Raw genomic sequence first — 21633 nt, 5'->3', positions numbered from 1 at the left:
CCGGGCACCCTCCCGTTGCCGGCTTTGCCGTCGGATCAATCGTATAGTGCGGCTTCGAGCAACTGCGGCATGTGTTCGAGGAACTGCTCACCGTCCGCGCGGCCGAGGTTGTACGCGTGCTGCATCTGCGACGGGCTCGTGTAATCCCAGCTGGAGATGGGCACTTTGCGCGACGGCTGCACATACAGCCGCTGCTGGGCGCCGTGCGATACGACGAACATCTGCGGGCGCGGATAGAGGCGCGTGACCATCACCAGCACGTTGCCCGGCGTTTCATCGAGCGCGCCGACCGGCACGTTGTCTACCATCCCGCCATCGAGGACCGGCCGGCCGTTGCGCCGCAAAACCGGCGTGAAAGGCGGCGTCGACGACGATTGCAGAATCAGGTCCGCGAGATCCTCGACATTCGCGCAATCCTGCGCCCGCACGAATTCCGGATGGAAACCAAGCGTCTGACCGAGCGTGGGATGCAGCGTCTTGCGGACGTATTTCTCGATGTTGTACGCGATCAGGCCCGCAGCGACCGCACTGCGCGCACCGAGCCAACGCGGCAGATGCGAAACGCCGATGCGGATTTCCGGCGCCTGCGCGAGTGACGCAAACTTCTCGCCGTAGATGTCGAGGAGTGCCTTGCGATAGATCCGATAATGAGGAAACACTGACTCGCGACGTAGCAGATTGCCCCAGTACGCGTTCCGGGTGTTGTGGCGCAGTGCGTCTTCGTAGTAGCGCATGACCCAGTCGGAATCGCGCGTGTAGAGCATGCATGCCGTGGCCGCGCCCGCCGAAATTCCGGTGATCACGCGCGGCCGGATCTTCAGTTCCGGCTGCACGATGTCCCAGAATCCCGCCTGCCACCAACAGCGATTGCCACCGCCCGCGAATACAACCTGATCGAACATTCTTCGTTTTTCCCTGGAATCTGACGCGCAATGCTTAGGAGAGCAGCGCGTAGGTGGTAGTGGCGTGGACCGCCATCTTGCCGTCCTCGTCGAACAGTTCGACTTCGCCGAATACGAGGTTGCGGCCCATCCGCAACACGCGTGCTGTGATCAGCACGTCGCCCTTGCGCACTGCGCGCATGAAGCTGATGTTCAGCGAGACGGTGGTCATTGGCTTGAAGCCGTCGAGGGCGGCGGAAATGGCAACGATCATCGCCGTATCGGCGGCCGCCATAAAGACCTGGCCGCAGATCACGCCGCCGGAGTGGCGCAGCTCGCCGGAAAACGGCAGGCGCATCGTCGCACTTTCCTCGTCGACCTTCACGGGGGTCAGGGCAAGCGTGCGCACCCACGGCGCCAGCACGCGGTCGAGTAACTCTGCTATCGCTTTGTCGTCCATCGCTTATCCCCGTTGAACCGCGTGAAGCGTCGCGCGGCATGGTGTGGCAACATAATACCGGGACGGTAGAAAGTGCGCGTTTTTGGCATATCGTGGGCCCGGCGGTTAAGCAAACGACCGGCGTCACGAATTTTTTTAAGAAATCTGCTAAAGGGGCCTTGGCAACTTAAAAAAAGTCCTTCATAATTCGCAGTCTGTTGGGGGCGTTAGCTCAGTTGGTAGAGCAGCGGACTCTTAATCCGTAGGTCGAGTGTTCGAGTCACTCACGCCCCACCAAAGAAATTCAAAGGGTTGCACGCATTTGCGCTGCAACCCTTTTTCTTTTTCTAGTCCATGTAACCACGGTGTAACCGGATTTGATGAGCGCAATTGAACGCGAGCCGCTTCATTCGGGCGCCGCAAAGGACGAAGTCGAAAGATAGTCGACCATCGTGTATCGAATCAACTGCCTTAGCTCACCAAGATTGACGTCCGACATGCCTCTCACTTCAATGCCGATTTCTGCAATGCGAATCCGACAGCGCTGCGCGAGAACGGCTCTCGTGGTCTTTTGACTTTGGTTGTCAGGATCTTCAACCTCGTCCTTAAAAATCTGTTTGATAAGCTTCTCGCGCAGTTTCGCGCGCGGCTGATCGTCCTTCACGATAAGGGTGATCCCCAAGTTATATGGCGGAGGCATCAGACCTAGCGCGTCCTCCCACGCTTCCTCGGAATCCCGCTCAACAGAGAGGTAGATTCCGTATATTCCGTCTTTGTCCTTCGTGACCTTCTCGTCCAAGACCTTCAGCAGTTTCGACTTGGACAACCCTTCGTTGAACTCGTCGGGCAGCGCGACTCGGGTGTAGCTCCGGCCGAGCCAGCCGGCCAAATTATCGAGCCAAGTCGGCTCCGTTGCCCAGTCCGCCCTCGGCGGATCTTCGACCGAGTATTGCGGCGCAGACAATTCAGCAAGAGAGGCGCGGGGCAGCCATTTCCGAGCTTGGATATCTATCGCAAGCGACACGACGCCGTTGGCCCCAGTTGCTTCCACATGCAGAATGCGAGGATCATCGCCCTTGGTCTTCGCCGAGCTGCAACCATCAAGCAGCCGAGATGCGCCAACAAGCTCAAAGACGGGAACCCGATCGAAGAACGGGTTGTAAAGGTTGCAAGTTTGGGACACGACGACCCAAAACTCTACGCCATCAGAGCTTTGACCGATCAAAGCCAAGTCTGCCGCCGAAATGACGGAACCCTGCCACCAACCCCTTCCCTTGATTTCGGCGAGGATGGCAGCAGGGTCCTTAGTAGGAGTCGCTTCTGCGCTCGATATCTGCGATGGTTGGCGTACCGGCACTAAATGACTGCTCTCGCCGCGGCGGACGAACAGGAACAGACATTTCCGCAGAAAGTTCATTCAGTTTCGCTACGAGAGCGGACTTAAGTTCTGGACCCGCAAGCGTATCACTTTGTAGTGTCGACCGGAACGAGCCGCCAGGGAGAGCGATACTCCAAAAACCCTTAAGCCTTTTTAGATCAACGCCATCAACCTTATCGAGAGCTTCGGCGAGCGCATTTATCCTGTCGCTCTTCGCGTTACGTGGACTTTGCCCTTCGTACCAGTCATAGACAGTTTTTCTCGTCACAGAAAAGAGTTCGGCCAACTGCGTAACAGAGATGTCCAAACGCTCTTTAATCGAATCCAACTGATACGGAAGCGTTCGCGTTACCGCCTCATGCTTGTCGAGATGAACCTGGGCCTGCGCACATCCATCGACGACAACAAAATACGGCGCCCCTTCAACGACGAACAGCAAGCCGGTTTTAAGCGAAGTGCCGACCGGCGCCGTAACGGGCGACGATCCGCTTTCCAGCCATCCAATTGATTCAATAAAACCAGCGGCCTGACGAGCACCAAGAAGCTCTTGCCAGTTAGGTTCATTGAGGGGCATCGAACTGCCTTGTGGTGCGACGATTGCCGCGACGTCCAACGGTGGCGGAATATCAGCGTACATTTTCGCCTCCTTTCCATACTGCGAATGCGTGATCAGTGCAAACCGCTTCATGCCGGAAGAATGCGTTTGCTCTCTTATGCAGGTTATCGAGCCCCGCCTGAATTTCCCTTAGCTCTATGCGTCGCGGTTGCGGATAATTTGTAAACGCATCGATATCAAGCAGCATCTCGTTTGGCTGAAGCGGCGTAAGCGTCAATGGCTGGGTGGCGCCCCTGATCGTCCCAACCAGTCCAATCAAATCGATTGGAATGGAGAATGCCTCGGTCGTATGTATGCTGCGGACACGCAACTGGCCGCCTTCAATGCCATAGGCGAACTGCGACAAACCTCCCGCAGAATCAAAGGATGGAACTGTCGGTGTCAGAAACGCCGTTGATATATAGTCCGCCAACCGGTCGTCGTGGCTCGCCTTGATATGATCGACGTATCGCACACCCAACGCCGTCACGTCCAAAAACTTCATCTCGTCGAACAGCACCTGAAGGCACTCGCTGACAAATGCATGAAAACCGGCGAAGCGCTGATATTTCAACGTAAAGAAAAGTATTTGCTCCGTGCCAAGTTGCGCTCCAAACGAGCGATCGCTCGACATCATTAGCCACGCTTGCGTCGCGGTCTCCGGTGGATTGACGACTCCCGGCAACATCACCCGCATCTGCTGCTGGACATGCTGTAGCACTGGAGCAACGGCGCGCAATTTCTCATGGATCTCCGGCATCTTGTTCGGCAATAGCGCCAGTTGCGCGAAGCGAACAGAGGCAATGGCATAGACTAATGGCGAGTTAGGAAGGATTCCGCTGCGATCACTCATCTCGACTTGCCTATTTGTGTGATTTGGAGTAAACCGCGAAACTATACACGAAACTATACACCAGCGCACCGCTGCGGCAAGCAAAAGATGGCAGCAAGTCAAGGAAATTCGTTATGGATGATTTGTCGCCAAATATTCCAAGGGCGAGCGTCGACGAGCTCCTGGCAAAAGACACGGCTTTCCGAAAAAGCAGACCAAGGCAGCCGGGAGGCGCTCGCCAATATACTGAAACTGCGCGTGCGAGTTAGTGATAACCAGATACGCCGATCTGCCGAACTGTTTGCCGCAGCCTGCGCAAGAGTCGGCCGAGCCAGCGATAGCGCTACGTCAGACAATCAATTGGTACAGGCGCTCGACATACAGATCCAGCACCGAGGAGGCGCCCTAGATTCAAGATGACGACTGCGCTCGAGCGCGGCCTCCGCTCTAGTTCGAGCTCACACCAGCCAGCCCGATCTCGTAGCGCCGCGTATTCCCGTCGCACTGCAATTACGCAGTCGAGCGCCATTAGCGCTTGCTCAACTTCGCGGAGTTGCCGTCGCAGCGCATCGGCCACACCAGCACCGGCGAGTGGCTACGAAATGACCACTTGGTGGAGGCCACACGGATGTGACTCGCGTCGAATAGCGCCGAATGCGAATGGTTTGAGCGCGCGAAGCCGGCGCGGATCTCGGTTGATCTCGCGCCGCAATTTTTTCTGGTATAGCCGTACTTCAGGGACGCCAAAGAGATCGTGAAAATGTTCACTGACGGCTGGCGGTTAGACTAACGATTGCCGACCCTCCGAGGCATGCTTGACGTATGCGCCGAGCATTTAACTGCAGCATTGAAAATCCCGCCGAGTCGCGGCGCTACCTTGCTCCTCGGACAGTTGATTGCCCATCCTTCAACCGGTTCGTGGCGCTCGAATGCACATCTGTTTGAGTCGACTGGCAGTTGGACGGCCGAGATGCAGAAGAGTCCGCGGAACTCAGCATGCTAAAGATGGCTCAGGACATGGCGTCGTAGCAACGCTACTCGACTACACCGAACGGAGAAGGAATGCTCTATGCACGGAAAACCGCAGCAGGAAATACTTCGGCTCTACGCTGATCTCATGGAAGAGATCAAAGTGCGGACGCTGTCCGTTCAGAAGACGATAAACGGTGAAACAGGCCTGCCACCCACTCTGGCACGCGAATATTGCTATTTGCAGATACGCATGATTATCGAGCTGATTGCGTTGGCTTGTCTGGCCGTGCATGGCGATATTCCCGCTGCCAACTCTGCGAGGTTAACGAGTTCGTACTCAGCGAAAGACATCCTGCACGATCTCGAACGACTCCATCCGCAGTTCTATCCGATGCCGATCAAACGGACCTCGCATCCGCTTCCGAACGGCCACAAGCATCATCACATGACGCCCGTCACCGATTCATTTTTCAACAAGTCGCAGTTACTAAAGGTGTACGCGCGATGTGGCGATGCTCTCCACCGCGGTAACCTCAAAAAACTGATGAAGCTCGGAAGCGAACCGCAGATGGACCTTTCTGATGTAACCACGATTATGTTGAAATTGAAGATTCTATTAACCGAGCACGTAATATCGCTTCTCGATCCAAACGTGAAGTTCGTTTGCCAGATGACAAACGCTGACGACGGCGGGCGCGTTCAAACTGTACTGGGCGTTGCTGAATAAGCCTCTGGCGTGCGATGCCTCTAGTGGTCGGGTGCCCGACGAATAAGAGCCGCAGCAGCAGTAAGTGTGTCAGATACGGCCGACCTGTCGTGACGCCTCCGTATGCGTGTCACTCCCATTCCGCCACCCCTCCGTGCCGCGAGCATGTGCCGGAATGATGTCGGCTGAAACTGTACATGCCGTCGATGCACTTGGCCGATGCGCCGGTAGGCACTCCGCCGTTCTTCGCTTTCGCCGGCGAGTGCACCTCCTGCCCAGACTTGTTAACGTAGTGCCCATGTGAGGTCAGATCGGATTCGTCGGGCTGCGCCCAGGCGTCAGATGCAGGCGAGCGAGCATAAACTAACGAAGAAGAAAGGGCGAACGCGATGAAGGCGATCGATGCGACCGCCTTCATCGCTCCAGCGGTAAGATGGTTCACGGATTGTCCTTTGACGTCGCAGTTATCGTTGTGTTATCTGCAGGTCATACAGGGTGCCGTCATCTGTTTGGCACACTCCAGTTCCGCCCTTGCTCCACTGGCTGTAGTTGAAAACGCAACGGAGGTTATGACCATCAGGGGAACTCGCCAAGATATTTCCGTTTCCAGACGCGCTCATGGCAACTCCGGTTCCGGTAGCAAACGTGCCGCCGCTGCCTGCGGCGCTTGCTAGCGTAAATGCTCCTCCAGAAACGTAAACAAAATGGCCATCATATGTGCGGCCGGCCAATTCGATCGTTACCGACTTGTCGCTTCGGTGCGCCAAGCCATGCGCAAACTGGCCAGGACCGCGTGGTAGCAATGTCAGATCGTACGTACATGCCTGTAGCGCGATAGCGACCACGCAAAGTGCCGCACTATTCTTTGTCATGGATAGCCCCTTTCTCGTTTTTGTCTTGTAGCGCCCCTCTGCCGCCACCATTGCGGTAAATAATAGGCTAGGCGAAAGCATCTTGGACGAATTATTGCGGGTCGCGCTCGCGGGCGAGATCACGGTCAGCGTGGTATTGCATGCTAGGATTGCCTCAATCGCCTACACCCGGGAGCGCTATGGCGACGAAGAAAATCGAATCCCACCATGGATATCAGCTCGACGCTACCGTCGACCAATATCAAAGCGGCCCGTTTGCCGGGATGTGGTTTGTGTCCAATCGAACCGCCGATTACCCTATGAAAGGGATACACACAACGGTTGCTCACGAGCAGAACAACGGTCCGTGCGGTTCGAAAGAAGATGAGTTCAAAAAGACCTTTTCGACTCTCAGGCGCTTTATCGACGATGATCTCGCGCGCCCAAAAGCGTCTCGGGGAACTCTCCGTGATAGCACCGATATTCAAAATGGCTAGCCGCCTAAGGCAGCTTGTGCAAGCGGTATCACCGCGACCGTCTCCTGATGATCGCGCTCTCCGACGCATAGGGAAAGTAGGCATCGCCTCCGCAGATGGCCACTAACGGCCAAGGCCTTCAAGGCGTAGAAGACAGACACAGTCGACGCTGCAACCTCGCCAGTAGTGGCGGCAGCGGCGATGGGATATGCATCGTCGACGCAAGGATCTACGACATCGCGCTGATCCGAAAGTAGTTTCGATCCTGGGCCCAATTAGACACCACCTCAGAACATGCGCCTTTACTATCTCACTGAACAGTGCTGGGCCGGGAAGATATTGCAAGAGCAGCGATTCAAGCTTTCGACCATAGGCGAGGCCATCCACTCGAGATACGCGTCGAGGTCGCGTTCGAGAAAGATCGTCACACGCGCACTAACCTCAACGGGCTTTGGAAAGCCAGGGTCAATCTTCGCTTTGTGCCAAAGCGTAGAAGCTCCGATGCCCAACTTGACCGCCGCTTGCGCTGGTCGCAGCCAAGTGCCTTCCAAAGTGCTCGCCATGAATACCCCGCTCAGATTAATTCAACCGCAGCAAACGCGCGGTATAAGAGAAGCATCCGATTTGGTACTTAGGAAATCTAAGGAGTGGCATGATCGGCAGTGGTAGTTGTATTACACCCTAACTAGAGCGGCGGCCCTCAGATGCCTTTTGATCTGGTCATAAAGTGTCACGTCGGCAAAAAGAGCGCGTGGAATTGCGAGCCGAACAAAGGCGAAGAAGCGCCCCGATATCTCATTGGTCACCGGGTCAGTTGTTACCGTCGCCCTTTCCTCGGCCAGATGTTCGAATATTTTCGCAAGCGTCTTTACCAACCATTGGCGGTAGTCCGGATCGAGGCCGCGGGTCGAATTTGCATCGCCTCGCTGAATCACTTGATCGATGAACGGCTTTATCCTCCACACGACGTCCAGCAAGGTGGCATAGTCGGCGACACCGCCAAGTACACACGCTCAACCGTGTCTTTTCGCGATAGCACGGTTGCCAGCGCGGTCTGGCATTGACGCAACTCCGTCGCGCGTTCCGGCAGCGTCAATCACCAAGGCGTGGTCATGATTCCTGGCCCCTCCCAGGTACGAGCGAATCGCGGGGCGCGGTATCTTTGCCTCCCACATTGCCACGGCCACCACGCCGCGCTTGGCGTTGCCGAGGGCAGCGGGCAGGCCTCGACGTAAGGATGAAAGATAGAACGATTGCGGAAAGGTGCAACAGCGCGCCTAACGATGAAAGGCTTGGCAGCGTGACAACCGCCAAGCCAATTCGATCAAGACTTGTTAATTTTCACACCTATGAAAATCAATCTTTCCATTATCGTTATAAAAATCAGGCTGATTCACCCATTGATGTTTTTTTGCTTCATTGCTAAAAAAGCCAACCCAATTTAAACTAATATCATTTTCGCCCTTGATTTTTATAGCGGCGATTCGAGTGACCGTCGAAAAATGACCCCAATCGAGATTCATGCCACCTCGCCCCAGGTCCAGCGGCGATTCAAAATAGACGTCAATGACCCCATCTTTTTTAACACCCTCTTTCAACATTGAATTGATGACAATTTGATTTGAATTGATAGTAAATTCCGCCTTAAGCTGGTCATCTATCTTTATGCCCTCCAAATTGTCACAATCCGGCGACCATCTCCCGCTGAGCCTGCTAGCAACATCGGTTGATTTTGAGTATAAAGCCACGCCATCGTCTGCGTGACAAGTGCCCGCAAAGGCAAGCATCAAGAAAGGTAGAACCGGGAAAAATCTCACTCTTTTTGCCATTTCAACAGCTCTCCCTGAGGAACAGTCAAAGTAGTATGTCCACGGAGTTCATCTTCAAGATACTCCGCGAACAATTTATTGGCTCTATCCATTGTCATTACCGGCTGCCCATAGGGTGAATCCGGCTGACTAGCCCATTCCTTATTTGTCCCTTCAGCCTTCCCTCCCGATCCGTGAATGGCAGTCGAAAGATCGCCGCTCATGATAGGGTTTAGTGCATGCCGTGTAACTAGTAATTGAACGGCGGCCCCGTCCTGGATCGCTGGGCTAAAATCAGAATATTGTTTCTTGCTCACGAGCCCATCCCATGTCTTTTCCAGTATTTGATACGCTCCGGCTGCTGTGGAGGTGTAGTTACCAGCGGTGATTTTCTTTCTCGGATGATCTGCGAAACCCTGAAATATTCCGCCTCCATATAGCGTCACGTAACCCCTGTCCGATGACGTTCCCTCACCAACGCGAATAACTCTCAGCAAAGCTCTCACGCGTGCTTCCGCAAGGCTTAGTGATGCTGAGGAGGTGGAAAAATTGCCCACCAGCCCGATAGGATGGATGTGCCACACGTCAGCGTCAACCGGGAAGCCCTCGACGGCCTTCACCTTGTCCCACCATTGCAGCTTCTTGATGCGCTCCATCTCGGTCTTCCAGATGGAGCCGCCAAGCGTCCTCATAAGCGGCAGGAATTTTTCCCACTTGCCCATGTCGCCGCCCCATTCGCTTTCGTAGCGAAAGATCAGGTGCGAGACCGCCTCCGCCAGCCAGGGCACGGTCAGCGCCTTCCTCAGGTCAGCCGGAACCACGTTCCCCTTACCGCTGCCCTGGCGCTTCGCGGCCTTCTCCAGCTTGGAGATAAACTGCCCCGCGTTCACCGCCGCGGCCACGGTACTGAATTCCTTCTCGTTGTCGCCCTCGATCAGGCGTTTCGTTTCGAACCGGCAACGCCGGTACATGTCGAGTAACGGGACGCTGGTCGTATCCACCGTATTGAATCCCAGCCACGCCCACGGACTTTCCCAGAGCGTACTGGGGTGGCTCTTCTCGCACACCCATCCCGTCATCGTCCTGCCGTCCTCGTCGCCCGCCGCAATTTTCCACCATTGCGTGCCCTGATCGTCGATCGCCCGGTCGATCTCGCGCCCCTGGTCAAGCTGGGCGCGCGAAAATACCTGCTGGTATCCGACATCCGGAGCGTCGGCATTGGCAAGCTGCAACGGGAATGTTGCCCAGGTCGGCACCGGTCCAGCGGCAACCTTGCCCGCATGCTTGGTGCGATCAACCCAGAGCGGATCGCCTACGGGCGTACCGCTGGCGGGATGGTTGTGGCCGTGGCCGTGTGTTGACGGCTGCGCCGCAAGCTTCGTTGGTTGAACCTTTGCCCAGAGTCCCTTGCCCGGATCGCCCTGCTTGCCCGTCGCGAAAGCCAGCGTCAGCCCCACCAGCCCGGTATTACTCTGCGGGTCGGCAGGTTTGACAAGCTTCACGCCCTGCCGGATCAGCAGCAGCGGTTTATCCGGCAGCTTCTTCGCCCGTTCCTTGCTCTTATTGATGAAGTCATTGATCTGCGCCCCAGTGAACACTTCGAGGTGTAAGAGCGGGAACTCGCGCTTCGGCGGCAACAGACTCGCCTCAGTGGAATTCTGGTACTCGCCCAGGTAGCCCACCACGTCGCCCGCCTGCACCGGAAACGGCTTGTCGAGCACGACCACCGTATCGAGCGGCTTCGGATCAATTACCGCGTCCAGTTCATCAAGATTTATCCAGCCCGTCACGGCACGCGGATCGGGAGTCCCGCCAGCGATAGCAGCCACGGGCGTACCCTTGATGATCTTCGCAATCTGCGCCCAGCCATTCGCGGCGTTGCCCACAATGGTCAGTTCACCACCGCGCGGCAGCAGGCCGATTGCGGTCCCGTTTGTACGGTCGCAGATGCGGACGCCGGTCCGGGACGTACCGGCATCCTGGGGAGCGTCCGCCGGACCGGCTGGCGGTACGGTATAGCGCAGCTGGTCGGGATACGTTGAAAGCGCACCCAGGCTGTCCGGGGCCGGACCTGATAGCGCACCGCCGAGCAGCGCGCCGCCGGCCAACGTGGTGGTGTTCAACGCGTCCGAAGGCGTGCCAATATTCAGTGGCGCATTGAGTTGCCGGGGCTGGGCCTGGTGGTCATTCGCTTTCGCGCCAACCCGGAAATGCCTGTCACCCTCCCAGAAAGGCAGCGGATGGATTGACGGCGCGGGCGCGTTGCCGCCTTCCGTCTGCGCGTCCTGATACCCTTTCCAGTCAAGCTGGTGCATGTACAGGCTGTAGAACTCCAGCACTTCATCGGCGGGTGGCTGGTAAGCCTGCGGGCCACTGGCAGTCGTTGCTGACGCACCCGAAGCCGGGGTTGCTGCCGTCGATGATGCGCCCTGCCTGTCTGGTTCAGGCGGCAGCACGAGCCTGTGGCGGATCAGCACGAAGCCCGTCGAGTACAGCGCGTAGCGCGGCGGGAACGGTGGATAAGTCAGTTCGGGATAGGCAGAATCCAGGCGGTACGCTACCACCTCGCCATCGGCAATGGCCCTGACGCCATCGCCCTGCTTGAGCTTGCCGCCTGTGCCAGCGCCGAAGTGGATACCACCGTGATACATGCCGTTCGAGCCAAGCGGATAGAACCCGCCGTCCGAACTCGCCAAGGCACTGAGCCAGGTTTGCGGATCGGCTTCATTGCCGCTGATCGGAGCAAAGGGAAAGCTCCAGTTCAAGGGTTGCCATTGCGGCGGCGGCGGCGGACTTGCGGGCGCTGCCGGAGCGCCGGGGTGATGCGGATTACCGTGATGTGTCGCCATGAATAGGCGCGCCTCCTTGCTGGGTTTCGTGGGAGACACGGCCCGAAGGGCAAGGACTGCAAAGCCGACGCGGGCCGCGATGTGGGCCCGTTACGAGCCATCTCGCGTTATAACCCGCGAGATGGTTCGTCCCAGTACGGAAACGTCTGAAAATTGGTCAACAATTGTCGCGCCTCAATGCGATCGCCCGGCCCAGTTCATGCGGCCGTGAAATCCGGCTGCGGCTCGCCCAGTTCGCGACGCTGCTCGTATTCAAGCTCGCGCAGCAAGGCGAGAAAATGCTCCTCCCGGGCTATTGAGTCCGCCAGCGGGTGCGGGTCCGGCGACGATTCAACGATGCGCTTCGCGGCCTGGCGGCGTTCCGATCGAACTAACTCGCCCTCCAATTCCCCTTGCATCTTCCCAAAATACTGTATAAATTCACAGTATGTATGTTCATACAGGGGTACAGCAATGAACCAGCTTATCCGCATCCTGAACGACGACGACCGCGAAACACTCGCCTGGCTGTGCAAGCATGCCGGCGACGCTCGGGTGGCTGCTGCCGCACGACATCTCGGAGGCAACGGAAAGCCGTACCTCTCCGCGGTATGCCGCTATCTCGGCGTGCGCCCGCCTATGCCACGCCAACGCTTTCGCCCTATCGAAGACTGCACGGTCGGCGACACCCATCTCGCCCAGATTCGCCAGTTGCTCGCACAGCGCTGCCCGCCCCAATCGAAACACCTTTGAAGCAAATGCATCGCCCCACGCTACAAGGAAAATAAGACCATGACCCATGCCACGGCCTTCGACGAAGATGTCCGAAACATCGATCCCATTGCCCTCGAACGCGCGCTCCGCAGCGCATCGCTCGACCTTCAGCAGGTCATTGTCACAGTCGCCAGGCGTCATCTGAATAGCGGTCGTCGCGCTTATCCGATCGGCAGTGGATTGCCGACCTGGCGCACCCTGCAGACGATCGACGAACTGGTGTTCGAGAATCCCGGCTTCCGGGCGAGAAATAAAGAGCACGTCCGGGACATGTTCGTCCGTTTCGGCGACAGCCGTCTGGCCGGCTCGGATCTTGACGAGCCGGTCGACTGGAGACGCGACGATGACGATCTGCCCGTGGTTTATCTAACGGTCCGTGCGCTGATCCAGTCCGATTCGACGGACGGTGGTGGGTCGGACTAAGGGGAGCGGAAAACCCACAAGCCTCATTGCGCTTACCCAACGAGCATATCCCTACCAGAGATTAAGCGCGCCCCTACCAAAGTCTTACCACGCATGTCCAAACGCATCACGCCGTTTCCGTACCGCTACTATCGGTAACAGACCGCGATCTAAAACCTCGCGGTGACAAAAAATGGCGTCAATTTTTCGATGAACGCGACACGGACAAGCTGGTGCAAACAATCAGAATCAAGATCATTTTCGCGTTCGGCGCGTGCGTTGTACTCATGGCTGCTATCGGCCTCTTTGGGATACTCGGGCTTTCCAGAGTCAATTCGAACGTCGCCAACGGATACGTTGGCAACACCGTTCCGATCTCCGATCTATCGGAAGTTCGCATAGCCCAACTCAATGTGCGCCTTATGCTAAGGCGCATTCAGGTATTCCACGATCCGGCCAGGACAGCGGAGTACGCCGCGGCAATCGCCACGTATTTTGAACAGCTCAATAAATCGTGGAATCACTACTATTCAAGCGGGATATCCAGCGACAAGGAACATGAGATCGCGGAGCGCATCAAGAACATGCTGCCGCGCTTCACGGCGTCAACGAACCAGGCCGTAGCTGCAGCTAGCGCAGGGAATTTCGATGCGGCTGGTACTGCAATCGAAGACGTTCTTGCGGTGTCAACGTCCATGAACAATGCTCTGGACGAGGACGCCGCACTCAATCTGGCTCAGGCCAAACAATTTGTCGACGACAGCGACGCCACCTTCGCGACTACGCGTTGGATCGCGATCGGTCTGCTCGTGGCCGGCATTGTTGTTGCCGTGGGAATATCCACCTACCTGCTGCGCACGATTCTGAATCCGCTCAACAGGGCGATTGACGTAGCGAACCATATCGCAAACGGTGAACTGGAAAATCGCGTCACCGTCGATTCACGAGGCGAGTTTGGTCAGTTGCTCGAAGCATTGAGGAAAATGGACGGGAATCTCAGCGATACGGTTCGCGGGATTAAATCGTCTACTGCCTCGGTTGCTGTCGCGTCACGCGAAATCGCAAGCGGCAATACCGACCTCTCCGCGCGCACCGAACAACAGGCGGCATCGCTTGAAGAAACCGCCGCCAGCATGGTGCAGTTGACGGAGACGGTAAAGCAGAACGCCGACAATGCGCGCCAGGCGAACACCCTCGCCATGCACGCGACCGATATAGCGGACACAGGCAACAATTCCGTTCAGGCCATGGTCGGCACGATCGATCAGATCAGCAGTAGCTCAAGCAAGATCTCCGACATTACCGGCGTCATCGAAAGCATTGCTTTCCAGACCAATATTCTTGCGCTGAATGCAGCGGTCGAAGCCGCACGCGCGGGCGAGCAGGGCCGCGGCTTTGCCGTCGTGGCCAGCGAGGTCCGCAGTCTGGCTCAGCGCTCGGCCGCCGCCGCGAAAGAAATCAAGGAATTGATCAGCTCGTCCGTGGCAACGATTCAGGACGGCGCCAGACAGGCCACGGAAGTCAGTGCAACGGTGCGCCAGGTCAAGCAGGCCATCCAGCAGGTCTCGGATCTCGTCGGCGAGATCGCTGCGGCGTCTGAAGAGCAAAGTCGCGGCATTGAGCAGGTGAACCAGGCAGTCGGCCAGATGGACGAAGTCACGCAACAGAACGCGGCGCTCGTCGAAGAGGCCGCTGCGGCGGCGCATTCCCTCGAAGAGCAGGCGAACAATCTGCAGGGGGCGGTGTCGGCGTTCAGGCTCGACGACCGTGAGTCCTCCGTGTCGCGCATGCCGGTTGCGGAGAACCGGCCACTCGTTCCCGTGCGGAAGATATCGAAGGCGCCCGCGAGGTTAAAAGCAATCGGGCAAGCGCCCGCGCCCTCGCCAGCCGCTGAACCGCTTGCGCTGACGCACAAGTCAGATCCAACATGGGAGGCGTTCTGATGAGCACAACCACCACGAACGTCACTGGTGAACTTCTGAGCGCCTACGCAAGTTTCGCCGTGTCGAACAGCAACGCGGTTTCCCGCATCGGCGCCCGCGCAATGGTGCTGTGCAGGTTCTTTGACGCGACGTTGCCGCAACTGACCGCGGCGCAATGCGATGAGATCACACGGATATTCCGCCACGGCGTCAACGACACGATGTCGATCACCGACGACGTCGAAATGCCGTCGGCCTATCACACGGCGCTGCTGGAACAGACCAACGCACTTCTGGCTGCGCTGGAGGAGCAAGGCAGCGCGCGACGATAGCGGTCGCCGGGAGTAAGCGCCGCCGTTCGTGACGCTTACTCGTCCATCATGCGGACTTTGACCTTCTTGCCCTTCACCTTGCCGGCGCTAAGCTTGCGCAACGCATCGCGTGCGATGCTGCGCTCAACCGCAACGTAGGTCGAGAACTCCGTCACATTGATCTTGCCGATCTGCGAGCCGGCGAAACCCGCTTCGCCGGTCAGCGCGCCGAGCACGTCGCCCGGACGGATCTTTTCCTTGCGGCCGCCGAGAATCTGCAGCGTTTCCATCGGCGGCAACAGGCGCTCGTTGCTGGTCGATGTCAGCTCCGATAGGGGATGCCACTCCACCTCACGTCCCTGCGCCTGCTCGAGACTGCCGACGCGGCCCATCTCGTTCATGCTCGCGAGACTCAGTGCCCAGCCCTCCTGATCGGCACGACCTGTACGGCCGATACGATGCACGTGCACCTCGGGATCCGGCGTCACATCGACGTTGATCACCGCTTCGAGCTGCTCGATGTCCAGCCCACGGGCGGCAACGTCAGTCGCTACCAGCACCGAGCAGCTACGATTCGCAAACTGGATCAGCACCTGATCGCGCTCGCGCTGATCGAGTTCGCCGTGCAGTGCGAGCGCATGAAAGCCCTGCGCACGCAGCACGTCGAGCAGATCGCGACATTGCTGTTTGGTATTGCAGAATGCCAGCGAGCTCACCGGGCGGTAGTGATTCAGCAGCAACCCGACTGCGTGCAGCCGGCCGTCTTCCGTCACTTCGTAGAAGCGTTGACGAATCTTGCTGTTGTCATGCCGCTCCTCCAACTTTACTTCCTTGGGATTGCGCAGGAACTGCTGGCTCAGCTTGACGATGCCATCAGGGTACGTCGCGGAGAACAACAGCGTCTGGCGCTCCTTCGGACACTGACGCACGACGGTCGCGATGTCGTCGAAGAAACCCATGTCGAGCATGCGGTCGGCTTCATCGAGTACCAGCGTGTTCAGCGCGCCGAGGGCGAGACTGCCGCGCTCGAGGTGATCCATGATGCGCCCCGGCGTGCCGACGACGATATGCGCGCCTTGCTCCAGGCTCGCGGTTTGCGGACGCATTGGCGTGCCGCCGCACAGCGTCAGCACCTTGATGTTCTGTTCGGCGCGCGCGAGGCGGCGGATTTCCTGCGTGACCTGATCGGCCAATTCGCGCGTCGGGCACAGCACCATGGCCTGCACGTCGAAGTTGCGCGCGTCGAGGCGCGCCAGCAGTGCGAGCGAAAACGCCGCGGTTTTGCCGCTACCGGTTTTCGCCTGGGCGATCAGATCGTTGCCGGCCAGCGCGATCGGCAGGCTCGCGGCCTGGATCGGCGTCATCTCGACGTAGCCGAGCTGCGTGAGATTGGCGAGCATCGCCGGCGCCAGCGGTAGCAGGCTGAAGGGTGCGCCCGCAGGCGCGGCGGTGGTCGTGGGACTGTTCATGTGTCGAGGGCTCGGCTGGGCTTACTGGAGGGGACGGCCATCGATCTGCTCGTAGACCACCGAGCCATCGTCCGCGTCGAAGCGCTCGACGTAATTGCGTGCGCCGCACATCGGGCAGCGGAACAGGAGCCCCTGGCCCTCGTTCTTGATGACGACGTCTGCCTGCTCCCATCGCGCTTCGCAGGACTGGTTTCTACACTTGAACACGTTGATTCTCCAACTTCGATTCGTTTAATGGTGCGGCCCGGCAGCAGGCGTCGCGCGCGTGCTGCCGGGCAATGGGTCCGACCGGGTCAGCGCCCGCTCAACCCAGATGTGTATGCCGCGAACGGGGGGCGCTCACTTCCATGTCGGTGAGTCCGTGGACGATGCCGCAATCCTCGACGGCCTGTTCGATCTGGCATTGTTCGCGCAACGACGTCAATTGCGCCTTGAGTTGCTTGAGCTCGTCGATCCGCGTATCGACATGCGCAATGTGCTCGTCGATCAGCGTGTTGATCGCGCCGCAGCCGTCGGCTGGGGTGTCGGTCAGGCGCAGTAGAGCGCGGATTTCGTCGTGCGTCATGTCGAGCGCGCGGCAGTTGCGGATGAAACGCAGGCGTTCGACGTGGCGCGCCGCGTAGCTGCGGTAATTCGCTTCGGTGCGGTCCGCTTCGGGCAACAGGCCCTCTTTCTCGTAGAAGCGGATGGTTTCGGTGGTGCAGTGGGCAATCTTCGCGAGTTCGCCGATTTTCATGGAGCCTCCGGATTGCGTCCTTGACCTTGTAGTGGCTTCAAGGTGTTTACTAGACCACAAATCCAGCCAGGAAGCCACCATGCCTCACGCCAGCCACGCAGAAACGCACCGTCATGAGCACGGGGAGTCGTGCGCTCACGCCCATCCGGAGCGGGTTTCGCCACATGAGCACGTCCACAACCACGCCGACGCCTGCTGCTCTGCCGCGCCCGTCGCGCTGGCCAAGCTTTCTGGACCCGAAACCATCGGTGCTAACGTGCGCACCTCGATCCGCATCATGCAGATGGATTGCCCGACCGAAGAGGCGTTGATCCGCAAGAAGCTCGGCCGGATGCCCTACGTGCGCAGCCTCGACTTCAACCTGATGCAGCGCGTGCTTACGGTCGTGCATGCCCCCGAGGCGCTCGGCTCGATTCTGGCGAGCCTGCGCTCGCTCGATTTCGAACCTCAACTGGCCGACGCAACCGCCCCGCTCACGAACCCACCCGCCGAGCCGCACAAGCCGTGGTGGCCGCTGGCACTCGCCGGCGCGGCCGCTGTGGGCTCGGAAGCGGTTAGCTGGCTCGGCGCACCCGCGTGGCTCGCGGCGGTGCTGGCCATCGTCGCTGTACTGTCTTGCGGCCTCACCACCTACAAGAAAGGCTGGCTCGCCATCCGCAATGGCAACCTCAACATCAACGCACTGATGAGCATCGCGGTCACCGGCGCGCTGGTCCTGCAGCAATGGCCAGAAGCTGCCACCGTAATGGTGCTGTTCACGATCGCCGAACTGATCGAAGCCAAATCGCTCGACCGCGCCCGCAACGCGATCAAGGGCCTCATGCAACTGACGCCCGAAGAAGCCTCCGTCCAGCAGCCCGACGGCAGTTGGCGCGCTGTCGATATCAAATCGGTCACACTGGGCGACATCGTGCGAGTAAAGCCGGGCGAGCGAATCGGACTTGATGGCGAGATCGTCGCAGGCCGCTCGAGCGTGAACCAGGCGCCGATCACCGGCGAAAGCCTGCCGGTCGACAAAGCCGAAGGCGACGCCGTATTCGCCGGCACGATCAACCAGAGCGGTTCCTTCGACTACCGCGTGACGGCCGCCGCCAGCAACACCACGCTTGCTCGCATCATCCACGCGGTCGAAGAAGCGCAAGGCTCCAAAGCGCCGACGCAGCGCTTCGTCGACCAGTTCGCCCGCGTCTACACGCCGATCGTGTTCGCCGTCGCGCTGGCTGTGGCGATCCTCCCGCCGATGCTGTTCGGCGGCCTGTGGCACGAATGGGTCTACAAGGCGCTGGTGATGCTGGTGATCGCCTGCCCGTGCGCGCTGGTGATCTCCACCCCCGTGACGATCGTGAGCGGTCTCGCGGCCGCCGCCCGCCGGGGCATCCTGATCAAGGGTGGCGCGTACCTCGAGCAGGGCCGCAAGCTGAAGTGGCTCGCTCTCGACAAGACCGGCACGATCACCCGCGGCAAACCGATGCAGACGGACTTCGAAATGCGTGTGGAGGATGTCGCACTCACCCGCTGCCGCAGCCTTGCCGCGAGTCTCGCTGGTCGCTCCGATCATCCGGTGTCGCAGGCGATTGCGGGCGCGGCCAAAACCGACGGTATCGAGTGGTTGAAGGTTAGCGGGTTCGAGGCGATTCCCGGACGCGGCGTGCGCGGCATGATCGACGGCACGCCGTATCTGCTCGGCAACCACCGCCTCGTCCACGAACTCGGCCGCTGCTCGACGGCGCTCGAAGCACGGCTCGATACGCTCGAACGCCGGGGCAAAACCGTCGTCATGCTGATGGACGAAGAACGCGTGCTGGCCCTCTTCGCCGTAGCCGATACGGTGAAGGAGAGCAGTCGCGCCGCGATTGCCGACCTGCACAAGCTGGGGGTGCAAACGGCCATGCTGACCGGCGACAACCCGCACACGGCCGAAACCATCGCGAGCCTCGTCGGCATCGATCGCGCACTCGGCGACCAGTTACCGGAAGACAAGCTCAAGGCCGTAGAAGGGTTGTCGGCCAATGGCGTGACGGTCGGCATGGTGGGCGACGGCATCAACGATGCCCCGGCGCTCGCTCGCGCAGACATCGGCTTCGCGATGGGTGCGATGGGCACCGACACCGCCATCGAAACCGCAGACGTCGCCCTGATGGACGACGACCTGCGCAAGATTCCGCTCTTCATCCGGCTCTCGCAGGCGACGCACTCGATACTGGTGCAGAACATTGCCCTAGCGCTCGGCCTGAAGGCGGTGGTTCTGACGCTCACGTTGATGGGCTACGGCACGATGTGGATGGCCGTGTTCGCCGATGCAGGCGCCAGTCTGCTGGTGGTGGGCAACGGCTTGCGACTCCTGCGCAAGTAAGCTTGAACTCGCCGCAACCACTCAACCGCTGCCGCAGTACGCGGCGGCCTCACGCCCCGTGCTCACCTTATCCATTGCAGCCTTCCCGCTCTTTGGATTGTTCAATTCCTGAACACTCTGCACACCCTCTGCTCCTAAACAGCACGCGCCACACTGAACACATTGAACAGTTCCAACGGCGAGGTACGTCGATGGTGTCCACCGGGCCATGCTGAGTCTCCGGTCACATGCGTTGGCACGCTTCTGGCGTATTCGACGGGCGGCAAGCGGATCGCCGCGCCGGGTATTCCACCATTCGAACATGTGAGGAGCGCACAGATGAACCACGCAGAAATGCAGTTTCTGACCACCGAATTCCCGTACAAAAAGCAGTATCAGAACTTTATCGGCGGTGAATGGGTGAAGCCGGTTGGCGGCGAGTACTTCGACAATATCTCGCCCATTACAGGTGAACCGTTCACGTCGATTCCGCGTTCGCGCGAAGCCGATATCGAACTCGCGCTCGATGCCGCGCATCGCGCCAAAGTGGCATGGGGCAAGACCTCGACGACCGATCGCGCCAACATCCTCAACCGCATCGCCGATCGCATGGAAGCGAACCTGCAGCGTATCGCCGTCGCAGAGACGATCGATAACGGCAAGCCGCTACGCGAATCGATGGCCGCGGATATCCCGCTTGCCATCGATCACTTCCGCTACTTCGCAAGCTGCGTGCGCGCCCAGGAAGGCTCGATCTCCGAGATCGACAGCGAAACCATGGCCTACCACTTCCACGAACCGCTCGGCGTGGTGGGGCAGATCATCCCGTGGAACTTCCCGATCCTGATGGCGGTGTGGAAGCTCGCTCCAGCGCTGGCAGCCGGCAATTGCGTCGTACTGAAGCCGGCAGAGCAAACGCCCGCTTCGATCCTTGTGCTGCTCGAACTGATTCAGGATCTGCTGCCGGCAGGCGTCATCAACGTCGTCAACGGCTTCGGTCTCGAGGCAGGCAAGCCGCTCGCGTCGAACAAGCGCATTGCCAAGATTGCCTTCACCGGCGAGACGACCACTGGCCGCCTGATCATGCAATACGCGAGTCAGAACATCATCCCGGTAACGCTGGAGCTCGGCGGCAAGAGTCCGAATATTTTCTTCGCCGACGTGATGGATCACGACGACAGCTTCTTCGACAAGGCGCTCGAAGGCTTCACGATGTTCGCGCTGAACCAGGGTGAAGTCTGTACCTGTCCGTCGCGCGTGCTGATCGACGAAAAGATCTACGACCGCTTTATGGAACGTGCGCTCAAGCGTGTTGCCGCAATCACGCAAGGGCACCCGCTCGACAGCAAGACCATGATCGGCGCGCAAGCTTCGCAGGAGCAGCTCGAAAAGATCCTCTCGTACATCGATCTTGGCAAGCAGGAAGGCGCGGAATGCCTGATCGGCGGCGAGCGCAATGCACTCGACGGTGAGCTGAAGAAAGGCTACTACGTGAAGCCGACGGTATTCCGCGGCCAGAACAAGATGCGTATTTTCCAGGAAGAAATCTTCGGGCCGGTGGTGTCGGTGACGACCTTCAAGAACGAAGACGAAGCGTTGGAGATTGCGAACGACACTCTGTACGGTCTCGGCGCCGGCGTGTGGAGCCGCGACGGTTCGCGCGCTTTCCGCATGGGACGCGGGATTCAGGCGGGGCGCGTGTGGACCAACTGCTATCACGCGTATCCGGCGCATGCGGCGTTCGGCGGCTACAAGCAATCGGGCATCGGCCGTGAAAATCACAAGATGATGCTCGATCACTATCAGCAAACGAAGAATCTCCTCGTCAGCTACAGCGACAAGCCGCTCGGCTTCTTCTGAGCAAGACGTTCCTTGTGAGCGGGCCGCATCGTGCGGCTCGCTTTCTTTTCTTCAGCGGGGA

General features: G+C 58.9%; 21 protein-coding genes and 1 tRNA gene. 9 read left to right on the top strand and 13 right to left on the bottom strand.

Features of this window, described 5'->3' with window-relative positions; all coding sequences use genetic code 11:
- Window positions 1-35 precede the first annotated feature (35 nt).
- Both BUS06_RS03685 and BUS06_RS03680 read right to left on the bottom strand, forming a co-directional pair.
- Complete coding sequence (locus tag BUS06_RS03685) at window positions 36-902, bottom strand: patatin-like phospholipase family protein (protein ID WP_074263034.1); 867 nt, start codon at window positions 900-902, stop codon at window positions 36-38.
- A gap of 34 nt (window positions 903-936) precedes the next feature.
- Window positions 937-1341 carry a PaaI family thioesterase gene (locus BUS06_RS03680; protein ID WP_074263033.1) on the bottom strand — a complete coding sequence of 135 codons (405 nt, stop codon included), beginning with the start codon at window positions 1339-1341 and terminating at the stop codon, window positions 937-939.
- Between the two features lie 200 nt (window positions 1342-1541).
- Here BUS06_RS03680 and BUS06_RS03675 point away from each other — a divergent pair.
- Window positions 1542-1617: transfer RNA gene (locus tag BUS06_RS03675), tRNA-Lys, on the top strand.
- 109 nt (window positions 1618-1726) lie between these two features.
- On the opposite strand, the gene BUS06_RS03670 is transcribed toward BUS06_RS03675, so the two are convergent.
- The 3 genes from BUS06_RS03670 to BUS06_RS03660 are packed head-to-tail and all read right to left on the bottom strand — an operon-like array spanning window position 1727 to window position 4146.
- Entirely contained in the window at window positions 1727-2737 is a 1011-nt protein-coding gene (locus BUS06_RS03670) for a hypothetical protein (protein WP_143787453.1), read from the bottom strand.
- Window positions 2625-3335, bottom strand: a complete 711-nt coding sequence (locus BUS06_RS03665) for a helix-turn-helix domain-containing protein (protein WP_074263031.1) — start codon at window positions 3333-3335, stop codon at window positions 2625-2627. Before BUS06_RS03665 ends, BUS06_RS03670 begins: the two co-directional genes overlap by 113 nt.
- Window positions 3325-4146: a TIGR04255 family protein gene (locus BUS06_RS03660; RefSeq protein WP_074263030.1), complete on the bottom strand. Its 822-nt coding sequence runs from the start codon at window positions 4144-4146 to the stop codon at window positions 3325-3327. Before BUS06_RS03660 ends, BUS06_RS03665 begins: the two co-directional genes overlap by 11 nt.
- 1048 nt (window positions 4147-5194) lie before the next feature.
- Between BUS06_RS03660 and BUS06_RS03650 the strand changes: the two genes are divergently transcribed.
- The gene (locus tag BUS06_RS03650; RefSeq protein WP_074263028.1) at window positions 5195-5824 is read left to right on the top strand and encodes a hypothetical protein; all 630 of its coding nucleotides are present in this window, start codon (window positions 5195-5197) and stop codon (window positions 5822-5824) included.
- A gap of 109 nt (window positions 5825-5933) precedes the next feature.
- On the opposite strand, the gene BUS06_RS03645 is transcribed toward BUS06_RS03650, so the two are convergent.
- On the bottom strand, window positions 5934-6221 hold the full coding sequence (locus BUS06_RS03645) for a DUF3761 domain-containing protein (protein ID WP_074263027.1): 288 nt from the start codon (window positions 6219-6221) through the stop codon (window positions 5934-5936).
- 633 nt (window positions 6222-6854) lie between these two features.
- On the opposite strand from BUS06_RS03645, the gene BUS06_RS03635 reads away from it, so the two are divergent.
- Complete coding sequence (locus BUS06_RS03635) at window positions 6855-7151, top strand: hypothetical protein (protein WP_074263026.1); 297 nt, start codon at window positions 6855-6857, stop codon at window positions 7149-7151.
- Between the two features lie 653 nt (window positions 7152-7804).
- Here BUS06_RS03635 and BUS06_RS03625 read toward each other — a convergent pair.
- The 4 genes from BUS06_RS03625 to BUS06_RS37310 all read right to left on the bottom strand — a co-directional run bounded on the left by BUS06_RS03625 (window position 7805) and on the right by BUS06_RS37310 (window position 12185).
- Window positions 7805-8107, bottom strand: a complete 303-nt coding sequence (locus BUS06_RS03625) for a hypothetical protein (RefSeq protein WP_074263024.1) — start codon at window positions 8105-8107, stop codon at window positions 7805-7807.
- Between the two features lie 357 nt (window positions 8108-8464).
- Window positions 8465-8959, bottom strand: coding sequence for a hypothetical protein (locus tag BUS06_RS03620; protein WP_143787452.1), 495 nt, complete (start codon window positions 8957-8959; stop codon window positions 8465-8467).
- Window positions 8944-11787, bottom strand: coding sequence for a glycoside hydrolase family 24 protein (locus BUS06_RS03615; RefSeq protein WP_074263023.1), 2844 nt, complete (start codon window positions 11785-11787; stop codon window positions 8944-8946). Before BUS06_RS03615 ends, BUS06_RS03620 begins: the two co-directional genes overlap by 16 nt.
- A 197-nt stretch (window positions 11788-11984) precedes the next feature.
- Entirely contained in the window at window positions 11985-12185 is a 201-nt protein-coding gene (locus BUS06_RS37310; RefSeq protein WP_143787451.1) for a hypothetical protein, read from the bottom strand.
- 55 nt (window positions 12186-12240) lie between these two features.
- On the opposite strand from BUS06_RS37310, the gene BUS06_RS03610 reads away from it, so the two are divergent.
- The 4 genes from BUS06_RS03610 (at window position 12241) to BUS06_RS03595 (ending at window position 15196) form a co-directional block, all read left to right on the top strand.
- Window positions 12241-12519: a CppA family protein gene (locus BUS06_RS03610; protein WP_074263022.1), complete on the top strand. Its 279-nt coding sequence runs from the start codon at window positions 12241-12243 to the stop codon at window positions 12517-12519.
- A gap of 39 nt (window positions 12520-12558) precedes the next feature.
- Window positions 12559-12963 carry a DUF2471 domain-containing protein gene (locus BUS06_RS03605; RefSeq protein ID WP_074263021.1) on the top strand — a complete coding sequence of 135 codons (405 nt, stop codon included), beginning with the start codon at window positions 12559-12561 and terminating at the stop codon, window positions 12961-12963.
- 209 nt (window positions 12964-13172) lie between these two features.
- On the top strand, window positions 13173-14885 hold the full coding sequence (locus BUS06_RS03600) for a methyl-accepting chemotaxis protein (RefSeq protein ID WP_074263020.1): 1713 nt from the start codon (window positions 13173-13175) through the stop codon (window positions 14883-14885).
- Window positions 14885-15196, top strand: coding sequence for a hypothetical protein (locus BUS06_RS03595; protein ID WP_254368739.1), 312 nt, complete (start codon window positions 14885-14887; stop codon window positions 15194-15196). The genes BUS06_RS03600 and BUS06_RS03595 overlap by 1 nt, the downstream gene beginning before the upstream one ends.
- Window positions 15197-15231: 35 nt before the next feature.
- On the opposite strand, the gene dbpA is transcribed toward BUS06_RS03595, so the two are convergent.
- The 3 genes from dbpA to cadR all read right to left on the bottom strand — a co-directional run bounded on the left by dbpA (window position 15232) and on the right by cadR (window position 17380).
- On the bottom strand, window positions 15232-16644 hold the full coding sequence (dbpA, locus tag BUS06_RS03590; RefSeq protein WP_074263019.1) for an ATP-dependent RNA helicase DbpA: 1413 nt from the start codon (window positions 16642-16644) through the stop codon (window positions 15232-15234).
- A 21-nt stretch (window positions 16645-16665) separates the two neighbouring features.
- Complete coding sequence (locus BUS06_RS03585) at window positions 16666-16851, bottom strand: hypothetical protein (RefSeq protein WP_074263018.1); 186 nt, start codon at window positions 16849-16851, stop codon at window positions 16666-16668.
- Window positions 16852-16948: 97 nt separating this feature from the next.
- Window positions 16949-17380: a Cd(II)/Pb(II)-responsive transcriptional regulator gene (gene cadR / locus BUS06_RS03580; RefSeq protein ID WP_074263017.1), complete on the bottom strand. Its 432-nt coding sequence runs from the start codon at window positions 17378-17380 to the stop codon at window positions 16949-16951.
- A 79-nt stretch (window positions 17381-17459) separates the two neighbouring features.
- On the opposite strand from cadR, the gene BUS06_RS03575 reads away from it, so the two are divergent.
- Window positions 17460-19733, top strand: coding sequence for a heavy metal translocating P-type ATPase (locus tag BUS06_RS03575; RefSeq protein ID WP_074263016.1), 2274 nt, complete (start codon window positions 17460-17462; stop codon window positions 19731-19733).
- 318 nt (window positions 19734-20051) lie between these two features.
- Window positions 20052-21572, top strand: a complete 1521-nt coding sequence (gene adh / locus BUS06_RS03570; RefSeq protein WP_074263015.1) for an aldehyde dehydrogenase — start codon at window positions 20052-20054, stop codon at window positions 21570-21572.
- Window positions 21573-21633: the final 61 nt, after the last annotated feature.

Origin of the sequence: Paraburkholderia phenazinium, assembly GCF_900141745.1 — a bacterium.
Lineage (GTDB): Bacteria > Pseudomonadota > Gammaproteobacteria > Burkholderiales > Burkholderiaceae > Paraburkholderia > Paraburkholderia phenazinium_B.
The sequence above is the reverse complement of the archived record's forward strand: the minus strand, read 5'-3'. Positions and strand labels throughout refer to the sequence as shown.